The organism is Achromobacter sp. 1011791174, assembly GCF_059760925.1.
Genome location: NZ_JCBANH010000031.1, coordinates 19,717 through 39,338, shown reverse-complemented (window position 1 = coordinate 39,338; position 19,622 = coordinate 19,717). Strand labels below are relative to the sequence as shown.

Here is a 19,622-nt window from a genome sequence, read left to right as displayed (position 1 = left end):
CCGCCTGCAAAATCATGCCGCACGTCAATCGCGGCGAATGACGGTTCTTGGATTTCAGGTAGTATTCAGTTTCCAGTAAGAATGAGAGCCCGGCGTGACGGGCGGACGCGAGGCCTTTGCAGGACGCCGCGCCGCCTTTTTCGCCAAGCATGAACGACGACCCTCCTCCTAGCAGGGCGCCTCGCTGTCCGGGGCGCCCGAGACCTTCCTCCGACACGGCCCGGCCGGCGCGCCTCGCGCGTCCTGTCAGAACGGCCACGCAGCAGCCTTCCTTCCTCGTCCATCCGGTCCGGGCCGGGCCCCGCGCCCGTCTTGTGCGCGCCCCCGCGTCCGCGCTACGGTTTTCGCCATGCCTTTTCCGGGCCCCTCGCGCCCGCCTGAACCCTATCTGGACCACTGATGATCTTTGACTGGATGTCCGACCCGACCGCCTGGCTTGGCCTGGCGACGCTGGTCATTCTTGAAATCGTGCTGGGCATCGACAACCTGGTGTTCATCGCCATCCTGGCCGACAAGCTGCCGCCGCATCAGCGCAACCGCGCGCGCATGATCGGCCTGACGCTGGCCATGGTCATGCGCCTGGGCCTGCTCGCCAGCATCGCCTGGGTGGTGACGCTGACCCAGCCTCTGTTCACCGTGCTGGGCGCCGAGATCTCAGGTCGCGACCTGATCCTGATACTGGGCGGCCTGTTCCTGCTGTTCAAGGGCACCATGGAACTGCACGAGCGCGTGGAAGGCGGCGCCGGCCACGACGCCGGGCAGAAGACGCAGCATGCCGTGTTCTGGCAGGTGATCCTGCAGATCGTGGTGCTGGACGCCGTATTCTCGCTGGACTCGGTGATCACGGCCGTGGGCATGGTGCAGGACTTGAGCATCATGATGATCGCCGTGGTCGTCGCCATGGCGGTGATGATGCTGGCCAGCCGCCCGCTGATGGGTTTCGTGGCGCGCCATCCCACCGTGGTGATCCTGTGCCTGGGCCTGCTGCTGATGATCGGCTTCAGCCTCGTGGCCGAAGGCCTGGGCTTCCATGTGCCCAAGGGCTATCTGTATGCCGCCATCGGCTTCTCGATCCTAATCGAGCTGTTCAACCAGTTGGCGCGCCGCAATCGCGCCCGAGGGGCGCATGCGCTGAGCCGTCGCCAGCGCACCGCGCAGGCAGTGCTGCGCCTGCTGCGCGCGGGCCGCGCCGGCCAGCCGACGCAGCAGGCCGACGAAGTGGCCGCGCTGGTCGATGGCGCCGGCGACGAGCCGGCCTTCGCGCCCGAGGAAAGCTCGATGATCGAACGCGTGCTGGCGGCCGGCGCGCGCGACGTGCGCTCGATCATGGTGCCGCGTGGCCGCATGGTGTGGCTGGATGTGGCCGACTCGCCGCAGACGGTGGTGCGCAAGTTCGCGTCGGGCCATTCGCGCCTGCCGCTGTGCGCTGGCGACGCGGCCAACGTGCTGGGCGTGCTGCACTTCAAGGACGTGCTGCCGCTGTTGTCCAATCCCGGCCCCATCGATCTGGTGGAACTGGCGCGCGAGCCGCTGTACGTACTGGAGACCACGCCGGTGCTGAAGGTGCTGGACGAGCTGCGCGCCTCGCGCGACCACATGCTGATCGTGGTGGACGAGCATGGCGACTGCGAAGGGCTGGTCACGCCGATGGATGTGTTGACGGCGGTGGGCGGCGAATTGCCCGAGCACCGCGAAGACCCGCGCGAGGCGGTGCCGCTGTCCGACGGCTCCTGGCTGCTCGAGGGCGGCCTGGCGGCCGACGAGGCGGCCCGGCTGCTGGATATGGATGCAGCCTTGGAGAATGCGCCGGACGCAACGCTGGCGGGTTGCCTGCTGCGCGTCGTCGGCCGCATCCCGGACGCCGGTGAAACGATCGCATGGGGCGGATGGACCTTCGAGGTGACGCGCCGCGACGGGCTGCGCATCGATCAGTTGCTGGCGCGCCGCGACGCCGCGCAGTAGGGCGTCTTCAGGCCGGCCAGCGCAGCACGAAGCGGGCGCCGCCCAGGGGACTGTCCTGCACCTCGATGGTGCCGCCGTGATTGGCGGCCACCCGTTGCACGATGGCCAGCCCCAGGCCGGCGCCGCCGGTGCCTCGGTCGCGGCTTTCGTCCAGGCGGATGAACGGTTCGAACACCCGCTCGCGGTCGGCTTGCGGGATGCCGCCGCCGTCGTCGTCGACGGTCAGCTCGAATTCCTCGGCGGCGTTGCGCGTCAGCCCGATTTCCACCCGGGAGTTGGCGTAGCGCACGGCGTTCTGCACCAGGTTCAGCAGCGCGCGGCTCATGTAGCGCGGGTGCAGCCGTACATGCGCCGGACAGCCGGGCCGCATGGCGCACTGCACGGAGCGGGCCCTGGCCTGATGGGCGACCTGGGCCAGGGCTTCGCCCATCCAGTCGGCGGTGTCCACGGTTTCCAGCTTCACGGTGTCTTCAGCGGGACGCTCCAGCCGGGCGTAAACCAGCAGTTCGGCCACCATCGCCTCCAGTTCGGCGATATCCGCGCGCATGTCGTGCAGGACGGCGCTGCGCTTGGGATCGATGCCGCCCTCGCTCAGCATGTCGACCTCGAACGAGAGCCGCGCCAGCGGCGTGCGCAGCTCGTGCGAGACGGCGTTGGTCAGGCTGCGCTGGTTGTCGACCAGCGCGGCGATGCGCTCGGCCATATGGTTGAAGCTCTCGCCGATGTGGCGGATGCCGGAGATGCGCGACAGGCGCACCCGGACATCCAGGTCGCCTTGCGCCATGCGCAGCGTGGCGTTGCGCACCACGTCCAGGTCGCGATGGATGGGCATGGCCCAGAACAGCAGCAGCACGCCGGCCAGGATCAGCACCAGCACGGTCCAGGCCGTCCAGGTCACCATCTTCTCGAGCGAGCGCTGTGAGGGCAAGGTCACTTCCAGCCACTGCGCCGGCTCGCCGGGCATGCGCGAAAGAAAGGTGTTGTAGTCGTCCCGCATGACGATGCCGTACTTGTCCACCATGTCCCGCTCGGCGCGGGTCAGGGCGGCCTGCGCCGGCGTCTTGATCTGCAGGCCCAGGCCATAGTGGGGCTTGATGTGGTCGCGCAGGTAGGCCTCGCGTTCGGCCGGCGGTTGCGGATCCAGTTCGGTGCGCAGGGCGTGCATCTGGCCGCGCAGCGTCTCGTAGACGAGATCGGCGGTGATCGGTTCCAGCAGGTAGCTGAAGCTGCGGCTGACGAACTGCGTCGCCAGGATATAGCCGATGGTTGCGACGATGAGGATGCGCAGCGCCAGCTTGAGCATGGATGCCCTGGCGGCCGCCTGCCTCGGGGCTTGGGCGGTGGTCTGTCGGGCGAGCCGGGATGCGCCGTGGGTGCTCATGATGCTGTTGTCTTGTGCCGGGGCGGGCATGGCGGACATGCCGCCACGGGCCAACGGGCGATCCTAGCCGCCGGCTTGATCACAGATCTGCGGTTTTTGTTCGTAATTTGTGAAGATTCATGCACCTGGACTAGGGCGGGATGGCGGAACTCTCGATTGAATCGGAGCCTCGCCCCGGGCTATAAGCTAAATACCGGGGCGGACAGCTGTGGTTCCGCCCGGTCAGATGAAACACACCCACCATGCCGCAACCGCCGTCGCACGACGAACACGTCGCCAGCCAGTCCGCCGTCTATGAACAGACGGCGGTGGGGCGAGGTTCCTGTATCGAGGTATTCCTGGTGTTCCTGCGGCTGGGCCTGACTTCCTTCGGCGGCCCGGTGGCGCATCTGGGCTACTTCCGCACCGAATTCGTCGACCGCCGCCGCTGGCTGGACGACTACACCTATTCGGATCTGGTCGCGCTGTGCCAGTTCCTGCCGGGACCGGCCAGCAGCCAGGTGGGCATGGCGATAGGCCTGAAGCGCGCGGGCTGGACGGGCATGCTGGCCGCCTGGCTGGCGTTCACGCTGCCCTCGGCCATGGCGCTGATGCTGTTCGCCCTGGGGCTGGCGCATTTCGGCTGGTTGTCGGGTTCCGCCGCGATCCATGGCCTGAAGGTGGCGGCGGTGGCGGTCATCGCGCAAGCGGTGTGGGGCATGGGCCGCACGCTCTGTCCGGACCGGATCCGGGCCGGCATGGCCTGCGTGGCCGCGCTGATCACCCTGGCCTTGCCCTCGGCGCCGGGGCAGCTGGCCGCCATCGCCCTGGGCGCGGTGGTGGGCGCGGCCGTGCTGCAACTGCCGCCTCGCCCCTTGCTCGGACAGCCGTCGCAAAGCGTGCGGCGCGGCGCGGGATGGGTGCTGCTGGGACTGTTCGCGGCCCTGTTGATCAGCTTGCCGGTCCTGGCCGAGTACGCCGCCACGCCCCTGGCCGCGCAACTCGCAGGCTTCTACCGGGCGGGCGCGCTGGTTTTCGGTGGCGGGCATGTGGTGTTGCCCATGCTGGAATCCACGGCGGTGGCCGGCGGCATGGTGTCGCAACCGGATTTCCTGGCGGGCTATGGCGCGGCGCAGGCCATGCCGGGGCCCTTGTTCTCCTTTGCCGCGTTTTTGGGCGTGGCTGCGCAACACCCCGCCGGCGGCTGGATGGGCTGGATCAGCGGTTTCAGCATGCTGGCGATGATCTTCCTGCCGGGCGCCTTGCTGCTGGCCGGCGCGATGCCGTTCTGGGACGGGCTGCGCCGGCGGCCGGGCGTGCGCAACATGCTGGCCGGCGTGAACGCCGCCGTGGTCGGCGTGCTGCTGTCGGCCCTGTACGACCCGGTATGGACGTCCGCCATCCGTGGACCGGCGGACTTCGGGCTGGCCCTGTTGCTGTTCGGCCTGCTGGTGTATGCGCGCTGGTCGCCGGTATGGGTGGTGATGACGGCGGCGGCGGGCGGCTGGGCGCTGGGCTGGCTGGCCTGATCCGCCCGGGGCCGTTCAGGCCAGGCCGCGCCAGCGCGGCGCGCGCTTTTGCAGGAAGGCGTCGATGCCTTCGGCGGCGTCCTCTTCCATCATGTTGCGGGCCATGACGTCGCCAGCGTAGTCGTAGGCGTCGGCCAGCGCCATCTGCCGCTGCTTGTAGAACATGCGCTTGCCATGGCGGATGGCGGCCGGACTCTTGGACAGGATCTCGGCGGCGAGTTCAGCCACGCGCGCATCCAGTTGGTCTGCGGGCACCGCGTCGTTGACCAGACCCCAGTCAGCGGCCGTGGCCGCGTCGATGAATCGTCCGGTGACCAGCATGTCGAAGGCGCGCTTGGCCGATACGTTGCGGCTGAGGGCCACCGCCGGCGTGGCGCAGAACAGACCGACGTTGATGCCCGACACGGCGAAACGGGCGTCATCGGCGCAGATCGCCAGGTCGCAGCTGGCCACCAGCTGGCAGCCGGCGGCGGTGGCGATGCCGCGCACCTTGGCGATGACCGGCACGGGCAGGGCTTGCAGGCCCTGCATCACCGCGCCGCACTTGCGGAACAACTCACGGTAGTAGTCCAGTGACGGCTGGCTCCGCATTTCACGCAGGTCATGCCCGGCGCTGAAGGCGCGGCCGCTGGCTTCCAGCACCACGCAGCGCAGGCTCGCGTCGCCGGCCAGCGCATTGATCTGCGCCTGCAACGCGGCCAGCAGCGCTTCGGACAGCGAGTTGAACTGTCCCGGCCGGTTCAGGCGCAGCGTGACGATGCCCTGACTGTCGGTGCGCAGCAGCAACGGTTCGAGGGCCGGGCTGGCGGAAGATTGCGTGCTCATGTCATCTCCTGTCGTTGTGGCCTCAGGATACCAGCGCGGCAGTCTCAGCCGTGGCGGGACACGGACCGCGCGATCCAGCCGGAAGCGCAGAGCAGCGGTCCGGCCAGCAGCGCGCCGATCAGCGCCATGGCCAGCTGCGGGCTCATGCCCTGGCCCAGCAGCAGCGTCGCGATCAGGGCGGAGCCGCTCATCTGGAACTGGCCGAACACCGCGGCGGCGGTGCCCGCGCGGTCGGGATAGGGTTCCAGCGCCAGGCTCAGGGCGGAGCCCAGCGCCAGCGAGAACCCGACCGTCAGCACCGCCACCGGCAACATGAAGGCCCAGGCGGACAAAGGCAGCCAAAGCCAGGCCGCCAGATGCATGGCCGCCGCCAGCAGCAGTGCAATCAGGCCGGCGCGCAGCATGACCATACGGCCAAAGCGCGCGATGAATCGGGGTGCGAGGAAGAATGCGACGATGTTGAGCACGGCATTGCCGCCGAACCAGGCGCCGAAACCCAGCTCGGAATAGCCCAGGCGCTGGACCAGCACCACGGGCGCGGCCGACACGAAGACCAGGATCATCGCCATGCCGGCCATGCCGAATACGGCGAAATACACGAAGCGGCCGCTCGTCGCGATGGGCAGGTACTGGCGCCAGCCCGCCACGCGGGCGGCGGGTCCGGCGGCTGGCGGCTGGGTCTCGCCGAAGCGCCGCGCCAGCAGCAGCGCGAGCGTCAGCGCGAACAGCGCCATGAAAACGAAGGTGCTGCGCCAGCCGGCCAGCACCGCCAGCGCGCCGCCCAGCATGGGCGCCAGCGCCGGGACCGAACACAGCGCGCCGTTCAGGTAGCTGTAGATGCGCGCGCCTTCGGCCGGGGCGTAGCGATCGCGCACGGCGGCGAAAGCCACCAGCGAAGCGGCGCAGGCGCCGATGCCCTGGATCACGCGCGCGGCATAGAACCACTCCACCGTGCCCGCGCAGGCGCCCAGCGCCGAGCCGGCGACGTAGGCCGCGACCCCGGCCAGCGCCACCGGCCGGCGACCGTGGCGGTCGGCCAGCGGTCCGATCAGCAATTGGCTCAGGCCGACCGCGAAGATGAACAGCGTGACGCTGGTCTGCATGGCGGCCATCGTGACGCCGAAATCCTGCGCCATGCCGGGCAGGGAAGGCAGGTAGATGTCGATGCCCATTGGCGTGAGCGTGACCAGGGCCATCAGCAGGCCGATCAGCCAAGCCTGGCCGCGGGTAGTGGATACAGGGGTCATTGCAGGGTCCAGGCCGCAAAGGGGCTAGGGAAAAACCCTCGATTATCCCTCAAGCCCGGATCGGGCGCTGGCGACATGCCGGGCGGGTTGCGATGCCATCGCCGGCCAGGCGCTCAAGTTAGAATCGCCGGCATGAGCGACATCAACGGCCCCCGCATCGTCATCGTCTATTGCACCCAGTGCCAATGGCTGCTGCGCGCCGCCTGGATGGCTCAGGAGTTGCTGTCCACGTTCTCCACCGATCTGGGCGAGGTCGCGCTACAGCCGGGCACGGGCGGCGTGTTCCAGGTCAGCTGCGACGGAGAACTGCTCTGGGATCGCAAGCGCGACGGCGGCTTTCCGGACGCCAAGACGCTCAAGCAGCGCGTGCGCGACCTGATCGATCCCTCGCGCCCGCTGGGCCACGTGGACGGTCATCGCAAGGGCCCGGCCGAAGACTGAGGGCCGCGTCAGCGCCGGCCCGCCTGCGGCCGGAACCGCAGGGCCATCCCGAACAGGATCGCGCAGATCGCCATCATCACTCCCCATGCCGGGCGCAGGTCCGACACATGCTGCCGGATCAGCCCGGCCGCGTAGGGAAACGTCGCCGCGATCAAATACCCCACGCCCTGCACGAAGGCCGCCAGCCGGCCGGCCTGCGCGGGCGTGGCCGCGTGGTCCATGGTCACGATCAGCGACAACGGAAAGAGGGCGCCGATGCCCAGGCCCGCCAGCACGGAGGCCGGCCAGGCAAAGGCCAGCGGCGCGATGGCCAGGCCCGCCAGGCCGACCAGCAGCGAACCGATCGCCAGATACAGCGCCGGGCGGCGGTCGGGCAGGCGGCCGATCAGCGCGGACACCAGCAGGCCGGCCGCGATTTCCGCGACCGTGACGGCGCCCAGCAGGCTGCCGGCCGCGACCGGCGTCCAGCCCAGCGCGGTGTAGTAGGGCGGCAGCCAGGCCAGCACCAGCGTATAGGCGCCCGTGCCCAGGCCGAAGAAAATGGCCAGCAGCCAGGCGCGGCGCCCGTGCGCGCCGTCGGCGCCTGCGGCATGCGCGACGGCCTCGGCGCGGCCGGCGGCGCGCGCCCAGCAGGCCAGCGCGACCAGGGCGGGCAAGGCCCAGGCCGCCAGCGACAGGGACAGCGACTGTTGGCGCGCCATCAGCGGCGTGGCGACGCTGGCGATGGCCGCGCCGCCCATGATGGCGGTCGAATAGAGCCCCATCACGCCGCTGCTGGCAGCCGCGAGGCGTGCCTTGATGTAGCCCGGCAGCAGGGCCTGCGCGATGGCGATGCCCAGGCCGGCCGCGACGCCGGTGGCCAACAGCGCGCCGGTATGATCCGCCGCCAGCCGGGCGCCGGCGGCGATGGCGATCACGGCCAGCCCCAGCAGCACGCCCAGGCGCTCGCCCAGCAGGCGGCGCAGCGGGGCCGCGCTCAGCGCGCCTATGCCCATGACGAAGACGGGCAGGGCGGTCATCAGGCCCGCCGCGCCGTCGGACATGCCGGTCGCCGCCTGCAAGGCATCCAGCAGGGGCGGCACCGAGGCCAGCACGGGGCGCAGATTCAGGCCCACCAGGATGATGGCGGCCACCTGCCACCGTTGCGCTACGGAAAGATTCACTGCTGCTCCCTGTGATCGGCCCACGTTTGAACGGCCGCGTTGCTAAAATATCTCGACGTCAAGATATTTGGAATTTATCTTGACGTCAAGATAACTGGAGATGCCGTCATGGTTATGGATAGGGCGGGCCGCGCGGTGGCCCAATGGAATCGCGAGCTGCCGGGCCTGGACGTGTCCAGCATGCTGGTGCTGGGCCGCCTCGCCGAATGCGCGCTGGTCATCACTCGCGACCGGATCAACCCCTTGTTCGCGGAATTCGGCCTGCAACCGGGTGAATTCGATGTGCTGGCCACGCTCAGGCGCAGCGGCGCGGCGCAGGGCCTGACCCCGACCGCACTGTACGAGGACATGATGATCTCGTCGGGCAGCATGACCAACCGCATCGACCGCCTGGAAAGCGCGGGCCTGGTGGAGCGCGTGCCCAATCCCGGCGATGGTCGCGCGACGCTGGTGCGGTTGACCCGCGCCGGCTTGAAACTGATCGATCGGGCGGTGGTCGCGCACGTGCGCAACCAGGCCGAGGTCCTGTCGCCGCTGGACGCGACCGAGCAGCGCCAGCTCGCGGACCTGCTGGGCAAGCTGCTGGGCGCCTACGCCGGCTAGTGACGGATCGCGCGCGGGCGTATGCGCGGGACAGCACGCCAGGATCCACCTCGCTGGCGCTTGCGGCGTTCCGGCCGTAGCTTTCAATCCTCCGCACAATGCGTCAAATGCGTGAAATCCGGGCTTGCCAATATCTCCGGACCTGAACGGCGCCCGACTGACCCGGACGCGCGCCGGTTCTCGGGCCCAACGGCAGCCTCGGAGTCCCCGCGCGATGAAAGCAAGCCGGCACCAGACGGATACGCATTGCCCGCCCGGCCATCGGCAGCGTGGTTTCACGCTGATCGAGATCATGGTGGTGATCGTGATCATGGGCATCCTGGCGGCGCTGGTGGTGCCGCGTCTGCTGGACCGCCCTGATCAGGCGCGCGCGGTCGCCGCGCGCCAGGACATCAGCGCGCTGATGCAGGCGCTCAAGCTCTATCGGCTGGACACCGGCAGCTATCCCAGCACCGAGCAAGGATTGCGCGCGCTGGTGGAGCGGCCCGCTACGGGGCCGGGCGCCAACAGCGCCTGGCGCGCCTATCTGGACCGCCTGCCCAACGATCCCTGGGGCCATCCCTATCAGTACCTGAATCCCGGCGCGCACGGCGAAATCGATGTGTTTTCCTACGGCGCCGACGGCAAGCCGGACGGGGAAGCAGGCAATGCCGACATCGGTTCCTGGCAGCTCTGAGCGCCGCGTCCGGCAGCAAGGCATGGCCGTCATCAGCGCCTTGCTGGTGGTGGCGGCGGTGACCATGATCACCGCCTCGCTGCTGCAACGCCAGGACGCCTTCCTGCGCGGGGTGCAGGCCGCGCAGAACCGCGCCCAGGCCCAGGCGCTGCTGCGCGGCGGCCTGAACCTGGCCCTGCGTCTGATCAAGGAGGATGGCGAGCGCAACGCCACCACGCGCGGCGACGCGCCCTGGGCCGCGCCCATCACCGATGCGCGGCTCGCGGCCACGGCCGGCGGCCAGCCGGTGTTCCTGGGCCGCCTGGAAGACGAGCAGGGCAAGCTCAACCTGCGCAATCTGGTCTTCGAGGGCAAGCTGTATCAGGACGGCGTCGAGGAGCTGGCCCGCCTGTGCCAATCGCTGGGGCTGCGGCCGGAGGTCGCGGACGCCCTGGCGCAGCGCATGCTGGCGTCATTGCCGCCGCCGCATAAAGCTGGCGACGGCGCGGCTTCGGCCCGGCCGGGTGAAGCCGGGCGGCCCGGCCTGGCGCCATTTCCGCGCAGCCTGGATGAGCTTGCCGGCGCGCCGGGCGTGGACGCCGGTGTCGTCGCGCGCCTGCGGCCCTATGTCACGGTATTGCCGCGTGTCACCCTGGTCAACGTGAACACCGCCCGGGCCGAAGTGATCGCCGCCCGCGTGCCTGATCTGTCGCTGGAGCAGGCGAAGGCGCTGGTCGCCCAGCGCGATGCCGGCATGTGGTTCGCCACCGAAGGCGATTTCGCCAACCGGTTGAACCTGCCCGGGCAACAGGGCAATCCCGCGCGCGTGGCCGTGCAGAGCAACTGGTTCCGGCTCGCTGGCGCCGCGCGGCTGGGGTCGGCGCTGGTGCCGTTCCAGGCGCTGCTGGCGCGCGGCGCGAAGCCGTGGCCCGAGGTGCTTTGGTCGAGAGAAGGCGCCTGATGCCGGAGATCCGCGTCCTGTTGCCGGCCTTGCGCCTGCTCTCTGCCGACACGCCGCTGCCCTATGCGCTGCGCGAGGGCAAGATCTGGCTGCGATCGGCCACGCCGCGCAGCCTTGCCGAGCTGGCGGGCTTGCACCGGGGGGCGCGCGTGACCGCCTTCGTGCAGCCCGGGGACATGGCGCTGGCCGCCGCGCCCTTGCCGCCGCTGACGCCCGCGCGCCTGAAGGTGGCGGCGGCGGGCGCGGTGGAACTGCTGGCCCTGGGCGACGCCGACGCGCTGCTGGTGGCCCATGGCGCGCGCGCCGCGGACGGGAATGTCTGCCTGGCCTGGATCGCCCGCGAACAGGCGGAACGGGCGCAGGCGCTGATGGAAGGTTGCGGCCTGACGGCAGCGGCTCTTGCGCCGCTGCCGCTATGGCTGCCGCGCACACCCGACGGCTGGACCTTGATGCAGGGAGACGATTGGGTAGCGCTGCGCGCCGGCTCCGATCACGTGGAGATCCATGCGATCGCGCGCGCGGACGTGCCTTCCGGGGATGTTTCCCGCGCGGATACAGGCGCCATGGACTCCGTGGGCGGGCATGCCGCCGGCGCTGACAAGCCGGGCGTGGGCGCGTCGGGAGCCTACATCCCCGGTGTGCAGGCCCTTTTGCGCGCGCTGGAGACCGCCAGACCGGCGCGGATCGTCTGGATCGGCGGGATTCCGCCCTGGTGGCCCCATGACATGCCCGCTGAACAGGGCCGCGAGATCGAGGCTGGCGCCGATGTCGCACCAGGCTGGAATGTAGCGCTGGCCCGCCGCGCGAGCGCCGTGGCCGGATCGTGGCGCGGCGCCATCAAATGGGCCGCCATCGCCGCCACGGTGTGGATCGGCGGCCTGCAGTTGCAGGCCTGGCGCCTTGAACACGGCGTCGCCGAACTGCGCGCGCACGTGCATGACCGTGTGCAACAGGCGTTCCCCGCCCTGGCCCGCGTGACCGATCCCTTGCGCCAGGTCCGCCAGCAGTTGCAAGGCGGTCCCGGGCAATCGGAGTTCGCGTTCCTGTTGGGCGCGGCCACGCAGCATCTGGCCTTCGCCACCGGCGAAGTGGCCGGCTTGCGCTATGCGGACGGCGCGTTGGATGTGGAGATGGCGCCCGGCGCGCGCCGTGACCCGGCGCCGGAAGGGGGCACGCCGGACTGGATCAAGGCGGCGGCCAAGGACGGCGTATCCGTCGAGCCGCAAGCCGGCGGCTGGCGCCTGCGCCGCGCGCCGCCACAGGGCGCGGCACCCGCGAGCCGCTCATGAGCTTCGCGTTCCGGCCCCTGGCGGCGGCGCCGTTCGCGGCAGGGCGCAAGCGCATCGCGGACTGGCGCGCGCGCGCCGGGAATTATTGGCTCGGACTGGCGCCGCGCGAGCGCCGCATGCTGGCCGGCTGCGCCCTGCTGGCGCTGGCCGCGCTGTGCTGGCTGGCGCTGATCGAGCCTGCGCTGGCCAGGGCCGAGCGCGCGCGCGCCGAACTGACGCGCCTGCGCGGTTTGAGCATCGAGCTGGAAACATTGCTGGCCAGCGCGCCTCGCGAGCAAGCCGTGCGCGGCCCGGCGACGGAAGCGTCGCTGCGCCTTGGCCTGGAGCAGACCGGTTTGCAGGCCGACGTGACGGCGCCCGGCCCGGATGGCCGCTGGCGCCTGAGCCTGGAGGACGCGCGGGCCGAACCCTTGCTGCGCTGGCTGCTGACGCAGCCTGGGCGTCTGTCGCTGCGGCCGGACCGGATCGACTTGCGTCGCATCGATGCGCCCGCCGCCGCCGGGTCCAGGCCGGCCGTCACGGTGCTGGAAGTACCGGGCAAGGGCGCCGTGTCGCCAACCGGGATGTCGCTTCTGGATCAGTACCGCGCATCGATCGAGTTGTCCCCCGCCACCCGGAACGAGAGGTAACACAGTGACGCAGTATCGCTTGCCGCAAGCCGCCCGCACGACGGCCCGGCGCAAGGTCGTGAGCATGGCCGTCCTGGCCGCGCTTGCCGGTTGCTCGACGCCGGACGGCGGCCGACGCGCCGACGCGCCGCAGACGGGGCTGGATGGCTTGCCACCGCTGGCCATGACGCTGGCGCCCACCGCGCAGGCCAGGGCGACGCCGGCGCCCGAGGCCGCGCGGGCGCAGCCCTTGCGCACCGCGCAGGCATCGCGCGCCGTGGGCGGCGACAAGCGCGCCGCGCCGCTGTCGGCGCAGGCCGACGCCGGGCAGAAGACCAGCGATACCCCGGCGGCCAACGTCCCGCCGGGCAAACCCGCCGCCGCGCAGGACGGTGTGCTGCTGAACTTCGTCGACGCCGACATTCCCGCCGTGCTGCGCGTGCTGGCCAAGTTCACCGGCAAGCAGTTCCTGGTCGACCCGCGCGTCAAGGGCACGCTGACGCTGGTGTCGCAGGGGCCGGTCGCGCCCGACGCCGCCTACGGCATGCTGCTGGGCGCGCTGCGCATGCAGGGATACGCGGCGGTCGACGTGGCCGGCGGCACCAGGGTGATGCCGGAAGCCGACGCCAAGCTGCAGGGCGGGCCGGTGCAAAGCGCCGACGCGCCGGCGGGCGGCGGCGTGGTCACGCGGACCTTCCGCCTGAGCTACGAGAACGCGACCGCGCTGGTGCCGGTGCTGCGCCCCATGATCGCGCCCAGCAACAGCATCACGGCCTATCCGGCCAACAACACGCTGGTCATCACCGACTACGCCGACAACCTGGACCGCATCGGCCGCATCATCGCCAGCATCGACAATCCCTCGTCGCTGGTCACCGAAGTCGTCAAGGTGCGGCAGGGCATCGCCGTGGACATCGCAGGCATGGCCTCGGAATTGCTGGACGCCCAGCGCAACGAGGATCCGAGCCAGCGCGTCGTCGTGGTGGCCGACCCGCGCGCCAACAGCGTCATCGTGCGCTCTGGCAGCCCCGGCCGCGCCAAGCTGGCGCGCGACCTGATCCGCCAGCTGGACAGCTCGCAGACGGACCCGGACAACCTGCACGTGGTCTACCTGCGCAACGCCCAGGCCACGCATCTGGCCCGCGTGCTGCGCGGCGTCCTGACCGGAGAGAGCGACGGCGGCGGCGCGGGGGGCGAGGCCGCCGCGCGCGCCGCGCTGGGGCCGGGCGGGGCCTTCGGCGGTGGCCTGGGCAACAGCTCGGGCAATGCCAACGGCCAGCAGACGAATACCACTGGCGCCAGCGGCTCCGGCTCTGGCCAGAACAGCGGCACGGGCAGCGCCGCCCGCGGCGGCTACAACGGCCGGGGCACGGACGCGCTCGGACCCGGCGCCACCGGCCGCAAGGGGCAGGACGGCTCCGCATTCTCGGCCAATGGCGTCACGGTGAACGCCGACGCCACCACCAACACGCTGATCATCTCGGCGCCCGAGCCCATGTACCGCAGCCTGCGCAAGGTGATCGACCTGCTGGACCAGCGCCGCGCCCAGGTGCTGGTGGAAAGCCTGATCGTGGAGATCACGGAAAACGACGGCGCGGAGCTGGGCATTCAGTGGCTGGCCGGCGGCGGCCGCGTGTTCGGCGGCGCGAACTTCGGCAAGGACACCTTCACGCCTGGCGGGAAGAATTCCATCCAGGCCTTGCCCAAGGGCGGCCTGAGCATCGGTGTGATCTCGGGCACCATCAACATCCCCGGCGTTGGCGAGGTCGCCAACCTGGGCGTGCTGGCGCGCGCGATGCAGACCAAGGGAGGCAGCAACGTGCTGTCCACGCCGAACCTGCTGACCCTGGACAACGAGCCGGCCTCCATCATGGTGGGCAAGACCGTGCCCTTCGTCAGCGGCCAGTACATCACGCCCGGCAGCACCAACAGCAATCCCTTCCAGACCATCCAGCGCGAGGACATCGGCCTGAAGCTCAACATCCGGCCGCAGATATCCGAGGGCGGCACGGTCAAGCTGGACATCTACCAGGAAGTCAGCAGCATCGACAGGACGGCCGATGTCGCGGCCGGGCTGGTCACCAACAAGCGCGCCATGGACACCAGCGTGCTGTTGGACGACGGCCAGATCATGGTGCTGGGCGGCCTGCTGGAAGACAGCGTCACGAACAGCCGGGACCAGGTGCCGGTGCTGGGCTCCATCCCGGTACTGGGCAGTCTGTTCCGCTATGACACGCGCGGGCGCAGCAAGACCAACCTGATGGTGTTCCTGCGCCCCTACGTGGTTCGCGATTCGGCTGGCGGCATGGGGCTGACCCAGAGCCGCTACAACTACATGCGGCGCGTGCAGAGCCAGGTGCAGCCGGCGGACCATCCGCTGCTGCCCGACATGCGGGCGCCGGTGCTGCCGCCGGCCGGCGTGCCGGTGGCGGGGCAGCCCTATGACTTCCGCGCCGGTTCGCTGGAGCAGACCCTGCGCCGGGAGCCGCCCGCCACGCAGGGCACGACCGAACCGAGGCAACTGGCCGCCGTCAAGAGCCCGGCCGATGAGCGCACCGAGGTGCGCACGCGCCTGCCGGCCGGCCTGACCGTCGCCAGCGATCCCGCCGCGCTCTACGGTCAGCCGGATACCAGCAACACCGTGCTGCAGTTCGCCGACGTGGCCACGGAAGCCGAGGCGACGGCGGTCTCCCGGCGCGTGCAGGTCAGCGGCCTGAAGGCCTACACCCTGTCCGGACCGGGCGGGCAGAGTTACGTGGTGCGCGCCAGCGTGCCGCGCGACCAGCGCTCGGTGGACACCGCGTTGCAGCTGCTGCGCGAGCTGGGCTACCAGCCCGAGATGGTGCTGGGCCTATGAGCGCGCCCGCCGGCGAAGCCACGCCAGGCGCCGGGACGCGCCTGCCCTATGCCTGGGCGCGCGCGCAGCGGGCCTTGCTGCGCCGCGCGGGCGACGGCGACGAGCTGGTCGTCAGCCCGCTGACGCCTTCCTGGGCCATCACCGAAGTGCGCCGCCGCCATGGCCCGGTGCCGCTGCGCCAGACCGCCGACGCCGAACTGGAGTCCCTGCTGACGGCGGCCTACGCCGACGCCGGCGATGCCGCCGCCGTGGTCGGCGCGGCCGAGAACGAGGTCGACCTGGACCGGCTGATGCACGAGATGCCGGAAGTCACGGACCTGCTCGACGCCCAGGACGACGCGCCCGTCATCCGCATGATCAACGCCTTGTTCACCCAGGCCGCGCGCGACGGCGCCAGCGACATCCACATCGAGCCGTTCGAGACGCATTCGGTGGTGCGCTACCGCGTCGACGGCGGCCTGCGCGACGTGGTCAGCCCGCGCAAGGCGCTGCACTCGGCGCTGATCTCGCGCATCAAGATCATGGCCCACCTGGACATCGCCGAAAAGCGCCTGCCGCAGGACGGCCGCATCGCGTTGCGCGTGGGCGGCCGGCCCATCGACATCCGCGTGTCCACCGTGCCGACCGGGCACGGCGAGCGCGCCGTGCTGCGCCTGCTGGACAAGGAGGCAGGGCGCCTCAAGCTTGAACGCCTGGGCATGGCGCCCGGCGTGCTGGCGGAACTGGACCGCCTGGTGCACCAGCCGCACGGCATCGTGCTCGTGACCGGCCCGACCGGCAGCGGCAAGACCACCACGCTGTACGCCGCGCTGGGCCAGATCGACGCCGCCACCAGCAACGTGCTGACCGTCGAGGATCCGGTGGAATACGACCTGCCGGGCATCAGCCAGATCCAGGTCAACGCCAAGATCGACATGAGCTTCGCCGTGGCGCTGCGCGCCATCCTGCGGCAAGACCCCGACGTCATCATGATCGGCGAGATCCGCGACCTGGAGACCGCCCAGATCGCGGTGCAGGCTTCGCTCACCGGCCACCTGGTGCTGGCCACGCTGCATACCAACGACTCGGTCTCGGCGCTGACCCGCCTGACCGACATGGGCGTCGAGCCCTTCCTGCTGGCCTCGTCGCTGCTGGGCGTGCTGGCCCAGCGCCTGGTGCGCCGACTGTGCCCGGATTGCAAGCGGCCCGCGCCCGAGGGTGGCCATTTCCTGCCGGTGGGCTGTCCGGCCTGCAACCACACCGGCTATCGCGGCCGCACCGGCATCCACGAGCTGTACGTCATCGACGACGAGCAGCGCCGCCTGATCCACGAAGGCGCGGGTGAACAGCAGCTGCGCGTGGCCGCGCAACGCTCCGGCATGAAGCTGATGCGCGAGGATGGCGAGCGCTGGGTCCGCGACGGCCAGACCGCGCCCGAAGAAATCATCCGCGTGACGCGGGACGGGTAGGAGAGAGATCATGGCGAATTTCCGTTTCGAGGCCGCCGACGCACATGGCGCCATCCAGCGCGGCACGCTGGTGGCCGACTCGGCGCGCTCAGCGCGCGCCCAGCTGCGCGCGCAGGGCCTGACCGCGCTGGAACTGCGCGAGGCCGCCGCCAGGCGCAGCCAGATCGAGCTGTTCGGCCCCAGGCTGTCCGACAGCGACCTGGCCTGGGCCACCCGCCAGCTCGCCAGCCTGCTGGCCGCCGGCCTGCCGCTGGAAGCCGCGCTGACCGCCACCGTCGAACAGGCCGAGAAGAAGCACATCACCGATACCTTCACCGCAGTGCGCGCCGATGTACGCGGCGGCCAGCGCTTTTCCGATACGCTGTCCGCGCGCCCGCGCGACTTTCCGCCCATCTATCGCGCGCTGATCAAGGCCGGCGAGGACTCCGGCGACCTGGCGCGCATCATGGAACGGCTGGCCGACTATATCGAGGAACGCAACGCGCTGCGCTCCAAGGTGCTGACCGCTTTCATCTATCCGGCCATCGTCGGCTGCGTCTCGATCTGCATCGTCATCTTCCTGCTGGCCTACGTGGTGCCGCAGGTGGTCAGCGCCTTCTCGCAGGCGCGGCAGGAGCTGCCCTTCATCACCCAGGCGATGCTGGCCGCCAGCGAATACGTGCGCCAATGGGGCGCGCTGAACGCGCTGGTCCTGGTCCTGCTGTTCGGCCTGTGGCGCTGGACCCAGCGCGCCGAGGCCGCCCGGCTGGCCTGGCACGCGCGCGTGCTGCGACTGCCGATGATCGGGCGCTTCGCGCTGGGCGTGAACACCGCGCGCTTCGCGTCCACGCTGGCCATCCTCTCAGACGCCGGCGTGCCGCTGCTGCGCGGCCTGGAAGCGGCGCGCCAGACGCTGGGCAACGAATGCCTGCGCCGCGCCGTGCTCGACGCCACCTCGCGCATCGAAGGCGGCTCGGGGCTGGGCGCGGCGCTGCGCCAGCAGAAGGTGTTTCCGCCGCTGCTGTGCCATCTGGTGTCCAGCGGCGAGAAGACCGGCACCCTGTCGCGCATGCTGGACCGGGCGGCGCAGACGCTGTCGTCGGATATCGAGCGGCGGGCGATGGCGATGACGGCCTTGCTTGAGCCGATCATGATCCTGACCATGGGCGCGGTGGTGCTGGTGATCGTGCTGGCGGTGATGCTGCCGATCATGGAGATCAATCAGATGGTGGGGTGAGGGCGGGCTTATCCCCACATTCTTACCCGACTCCACACCTTTTTTCCCGGCCCTGTCACCTCGCTTGCGCATCATGACTTCAACGCGTCAGGCAGGCTTTTCTCTCCGTAGCCGCAGGGTGCGTTCTTGGGTTCATCCGTTCTTTTCTCCACTGGCAGTTCTCTCCGAAACGAGTGCAAGGAGCAAGACATGTTCAACCGCAATTCCCTGGTCGCCGTTCTGTCGGCGGCCGGCCTGATGGCCCTGTCGGGCGCCGCGCTGGCGCAGCAGGTCGTGGTTTCCGGCGGCGCCACGCTGCCCGAGAAGCTGTACAACGACGAAATCACCAACTTCCCCGAAGCGAGCTTCAAGCCTTACAAGGGCGTGGGCAGCGGCGCGGGCAAGACCGCTTTCCTGACGAACAACGCCACCGGCTTCGGCAGCTCGGGTGTGGTGCACTGGATCGGCAGCGATTCCATCCTGACGCAAACGCAGATCAACGACTACCTGACGACCGGCCTGGGCAAGATCGGCAACCCGGTGGGCCACGGTCCGCTGATCCAGATTCCCTCGGTCGCCACCCCGGTGACGGTTTCCTACAAGGGTCCGACGGGCGTCATCACGCTGAACAAGGCCCAGGTCTGCGGCATCTTCTCGGGCAAGTTCACCAAGTGGAGCCAGGTCGGCGTGACCGTCCCCGCCAATCTGAACGACTTCAAGGTCGTGTACCGCAGCGACAGCAGCGGCACCACCGAACTGCTGACCCGCCATCTGCAAGCCGTGTGCGGCGCCGATTCGAACGTGGCCTTCTCGGGCAAGAGCACCTTCGCCCAGGAATTCCCGTCGAACACCCCGCCCGCCACCTTCCTGCCGGCCAACGGCAGCGGCGGCGTGGCGACCGTGATCGGCGGCCAGACTTCCGCCATCACCTACCTCAGCCCCGATCCGGCCTACACCGGCACGCTGAAGCAGGCCAATCTGCGCAACTCGAATGACAATGTCGTCTACAGCCCGACCGCCGACGACGTCAACCTGGCGCTGCAGAACTCGGGTTCCGGCGGCCTGCCGGGCTCGGCTCCCACCGTCACGAATCCGGCCGCGGCTGGCTGGAACGACGTGAACAACGCCGGCAACCCGTTCAACTGGATCCGTGCGTCGGTCAACCCGACCAAGGGTTATCCGATCGCCGGCCCCACCAACCTGGTGCTGAGCCAGTGCTACACCAGCGCCGCTGTCGCCAACGACGTCAAGGACTTCCTGACGAAGCACTACGACGCCGGCAACCTGCTGCCGGGCGATCATCTGCTGGTCGCGCTGAGCCAGGATACGCGCGACGCGATCCTCAACACCTTCGTGACGGGCGATGCCAAGAACCTGAACATCGGCAACACGACGGTTTGCGGCAGCTACGCTGGCCGCGGCTAATGGGGCGAGGGCTCCAGCAGCTGTAGGCAGGTCGAGATAGCAGCAGTGTGGACG

General features: G+C 70.0%; 16 protein-coding genes. 12 read left to right on the top strand and 4 right to left on the bottom strand.

What is annotated here, in order from left to right; genetic code table 11:
• Positions 1 to 399: 399 nt before the first annotated feature.
• Positions 400 to 1,962, top strand: coding sequence for a TerC family protein (locus AC6LJ5_RS13375; protein ID WP_498140720.1), 1,563 nt, complete (start codon positions 400 to 402; stop codon positions 1,960 to 1,962).
• Between the two features lie 7 nt (positions 1,963 to 1,969).
• On the opposite strand, the gene AC6LJ5_RS13370 is transcribed toward AC6LJ5_RS13375, so the two are convergent.
• Positions 1,970 to 3,265, bottom strand: coding sequence for an ATP-binding protein (locus AC6LJ5_RS13370; RefSeq protein ID WP_498140724.1), 1,296 nt, complete (start codon positions 3,263 to 3,265; stop codon positions 1,970 to 1,972).
• 320 nt (positions 3,266 to 3,585) lie between these two features.
• Here AC6LJ5_RS13370 and chrA point away from each other — a divergent pair, with 320 nt between their 5' ends.
• Entirely contained in the window at positions 3,586 to 4,851 is a 1,266-nt protein-coding gene (chrA, locus tag AC6LJ5_RS13365; protein ID WP_498140719.1) for a chromate efflux transporter, read from the top strand.
• 15 nt (positions 4,852 to 4,866) lie between these two features.
• Here the strand turns inward: chrA and AC6LJ5_RS13360 are convergent, their stop codons facing one another.
• Both AC6LJ5_RS13360 and AC6LJ5_RS13355 read right to left on the bottom strand, forming a co-directional pair.
• A complete protein-coding gene (locus AC6LJ5_RS13360; RefSeq protein ID WP_498140718.1) occupies positions 4,867 to 5,676 on the bottom strand; it encodes an enoyl-CoA hydratase in 810 nt (269 codons plus the stop codon).
• A 44-nt stretch (positions 5,677 to 5,720) separates the two neighbouring features.
• Entirely contained in the window at positions 5,721 to 6,923 is a 1,203-nt protein-coding gene (locus AC6LJ5_RS13355; protein ID WP_498140717.1) for a multidrug effflux MFS transporter, read from the bottom strand.
• A 132-nt stretch (positions 6,924 to 7,055) separates the two neighbouring features.
• Between AC6LJ5_RS13355 and AC6LJ5_RS13350 the strand changes: the two genes are divergently transcribed.
• On the top strand, positions 7,056 to 7,364 hold the full coding sequence (locus AC6LJ5_RS13350; RefSeq protein WP_498140716.1) for an Rdx family protein: 309 nt from the start codon (positions 7,056 to 7,058) through the stop codon (positions 7,362 to 7,364).
• A gap of 8 nt (positions 7,365 to 7,372) precedes the next feature.
• On the opposite strand, the gene AC6LJ5_RS13345 is transcribed toward AC6LJ5_RS13350, so the two are convergent.
• Positions 7,373 to 8,527 carry an MFS transporter gene (locus tag AC6LJ5_RS13345; RefSeq protein ID WP_498140715.1) on the bottom strand — a complete coding sequence of 385 codons (1,155 nt, stop codon included), beginning with the start codon at positions 8,525 to 8,527 and terminating at the stop codon, positions 7,373 to 7,375.
• A gap of 114 nt (positions 8,528 to 8,641) precedes the next feature.
• Between AC6LJ5_RS13345 and AC6LJ5_RS13340 the strand changes: the two genes are divergently transcribed.
• From AC6LJ5_RS13340 to AC6LJ5_RS13300, 9 genes are all read left to right on the top strand, one after another.
• Positions 8,642 to 9,130 (top strand): MarR family winged helix-turn-helix transcriptional regulator, encoded by a 489-nt coding sequence (locus AC6LJ5_RS13340; RefSeq protein ID WP_103274468.1) that lies wholly within the window; start codon positions 8,642 to 8,644, stop codon positions 9,128 to 9,130.
• 214 nt (positions 9,131 to 9,344) lie between these two features.
• The gene (gene gspG / locus AC6LJ5_RS13335; RefSeq protein ID WP_103274467.1) at positions 9,345 to 9,806 is read left to right on the top strand and encodes a type II secretion system major pseudopilin GspG; all 462 of its coding nucleotides are present in this window, start codon (positions 9,345 to 9,347) and stop codon (positions 9,804 to 9,806) included.
• A gap of 22 nt (positions 9,807 to 9,828) precedes the next feature.
• The gene (gene gspK, locus AC6LJ5_RS13330; RefSeq protein ID WP_498140714.1) at positions 9,829 to 10,746 is read left to right on the top strand and encodes a type II secretion system minor pseudopilin GspK; all 918 of its coding nucleotides are present in this window, start codon (positions 9,829 to 9,831) and stop codon (positions 10,744 to 10,746) included.
• The gene (gspL, locus tag AC6LJ5_RS13325) at positions 10,746 to 12,035 is read left to right on the top strand and encodes a type II secretion system protein GspL (RefSeq protein WP_498140713.1); all 1,290 of its coding nucleotides are present in this window, start codon (positions 10,746 to 10,748) and stop codon (positions 12,033 to 12,035) included. The genes gspK and gspL overlap by 1 nt, the downstream gene beginning before the upstream one ends.
• A complete protein-coding gene (locus AC6LJ5_RS13320; RefSeq protein WP_392409871.1) occupies positions 12,032 to 12,664 on the top strand; it encodes a type II secretion system protein M in 633 nt (210 codons plus the stop codon). Before gspL ends, AC6LJ5_RS13320 begins: the two co-directional genes overlap by 4 nt.
• 4 nt (positions 12,665 to 12,668) lie before the next feature.
• Entirely contained in the window at positions 12,669 to 15,500 is a 2,832-nt protein-coding gene (gene gspD, locus AC6LJ5_RS13315; RefSeq protein WP_498140712.1) for a type II secretion system secretin GspD, read from the top strand.
• Positions 15,497 to 16,948, top strand: coding sequence for a type II secretion system ATPase GspE (gspE, locus tag AC6LJ5_RS13310; protein WP_498140711.1), 1,452 nt, complete (start codon positions 15,497 to 15,499; stop codon positions 16,946 to 16,948). The genes gspD and gspE overlap by 4 nt, the downstream gene beginning before the upstream one ends.
• Positions 16,949 to 16,958: 10 nt before the next feature.
• A complete protein-coding gene (gene gspF / locus AC6LJ5_RS13305) occupies positions 16,959 to 18,164 on the top strand; it encodes a type II secretion system inner membrane protein GspF (RefSeq protein ID WP_498140710.1) in 1,206 nt (401 codons plus the stop codon).
• 189 nt (positions 18,165 to 18,353) lie between these two features.
• Complete coding sequence (locus AC6LJ5_RS13300; protein WP_498140709.1) at positions 18,354 to 19,568, top strand: substrate-binding domain-containing protein; 1,215 nt, start codon at positions 18,354 to 18,356, stop codon at positions 19,566 to 19,568.
• Positions 19,569 to 19,622 lie beyond the last annotated feature (54 nt).

Coding starts and splice junctions, on each gene's coding strand:
- AC6LJ5_RS13375 (WP_498140720.1), top strand. CDS start 400: ATGATCTTTGACTGGATGTCCGACCCGACCGCCTGGCTTGGCCTGGCG.
- AC6LJ5_RS13370 (WP_498140724.1), bottom strand. CDS start 3,265: ATGCTCAAGCTGGCGCTGCGCATCCTCATCGTCGCAACCATCGGCTAT.
- chrA (WP_498140719.1), top strand. CDS start 3,586: ATGCCGCAACCGCCGTCGCACGACGAACACGTCGCCAGCCAGTCCGCC.
- AC6LJ5_RS13360 (WP_498140718.1), bottom strand. CDS start 5,676: ATGAGCACGCAATCTTCCGCCAGCCCGGCCCTCGAACCGTTGCTGCTG.
- AC6LJ5_RS13355 (WP_498140717.1), bottom strand. CDS start 6,923: ATGACCCCTGTATCCACTACCCGCGGCCAGGCTTGGCTGATCGGCCTG.
- AC6LJ5_RS13350 (WP_498140716.1), top strand. CDS start 7,056: ATGAGCGACATCAACGGCCCCCGCATCGTCATCGTCTATTGCACCCAG.
- AC6LJ5_RS13340 (WP_103274468.1), top strand. CDS start 8,642: ATGGATAGGGCGGGCCGCGCGGTGGCCCAATGGAATCGCGAGCTGCCG.
- gspG (WP_103274467.1), top strand. CDS start 9,345: ATGAAAGCAAGCCGGCACCAGACGGATACGCATTGCCCGCCCGGCCAT.
- gspK (WP_498140714.1), top strand. CDS start 9,829: ATGGCCGTCATCAGCGCCTTGCTGGTGGTGGCGGCGGTGACCATGATC.
- gspL (WP_498140713.1), top strand. CDS start 10,746: ATGCCGGAGATCCGCGTCCTGTTGCCGGCCTTGCGCCTGCTCTCTGCC.
- AC6LJ5_RS13320 (WP_392409871.1), top strand. CDS start 12,032: ATGAGCTTCGCGTTCCGGCCCCTGGCGGCGGCGCCGTTCGCGGCAGGG.
- gspE (WP_498140711.1), top strand. CDS start 15,497: ATGAGCGCGCCCGCCGGCGAAGCCACGCCAGGCGCCGGGACGCGCCTG.
- gspF (WP_498140710.1), top strand. CDS start 16,959: ATGGCGAATTTCCGTTTCGAGGCCGCCGACGCACATGGCGCCATCCAG.
- AC6LJ5_RS13300 (WP_498140709.1), top strand. CDS start 18,354: ATGTTCAACCGCAATTCCCTGGTCGCCGTTCTGTCGGCGGCCGGCCTG.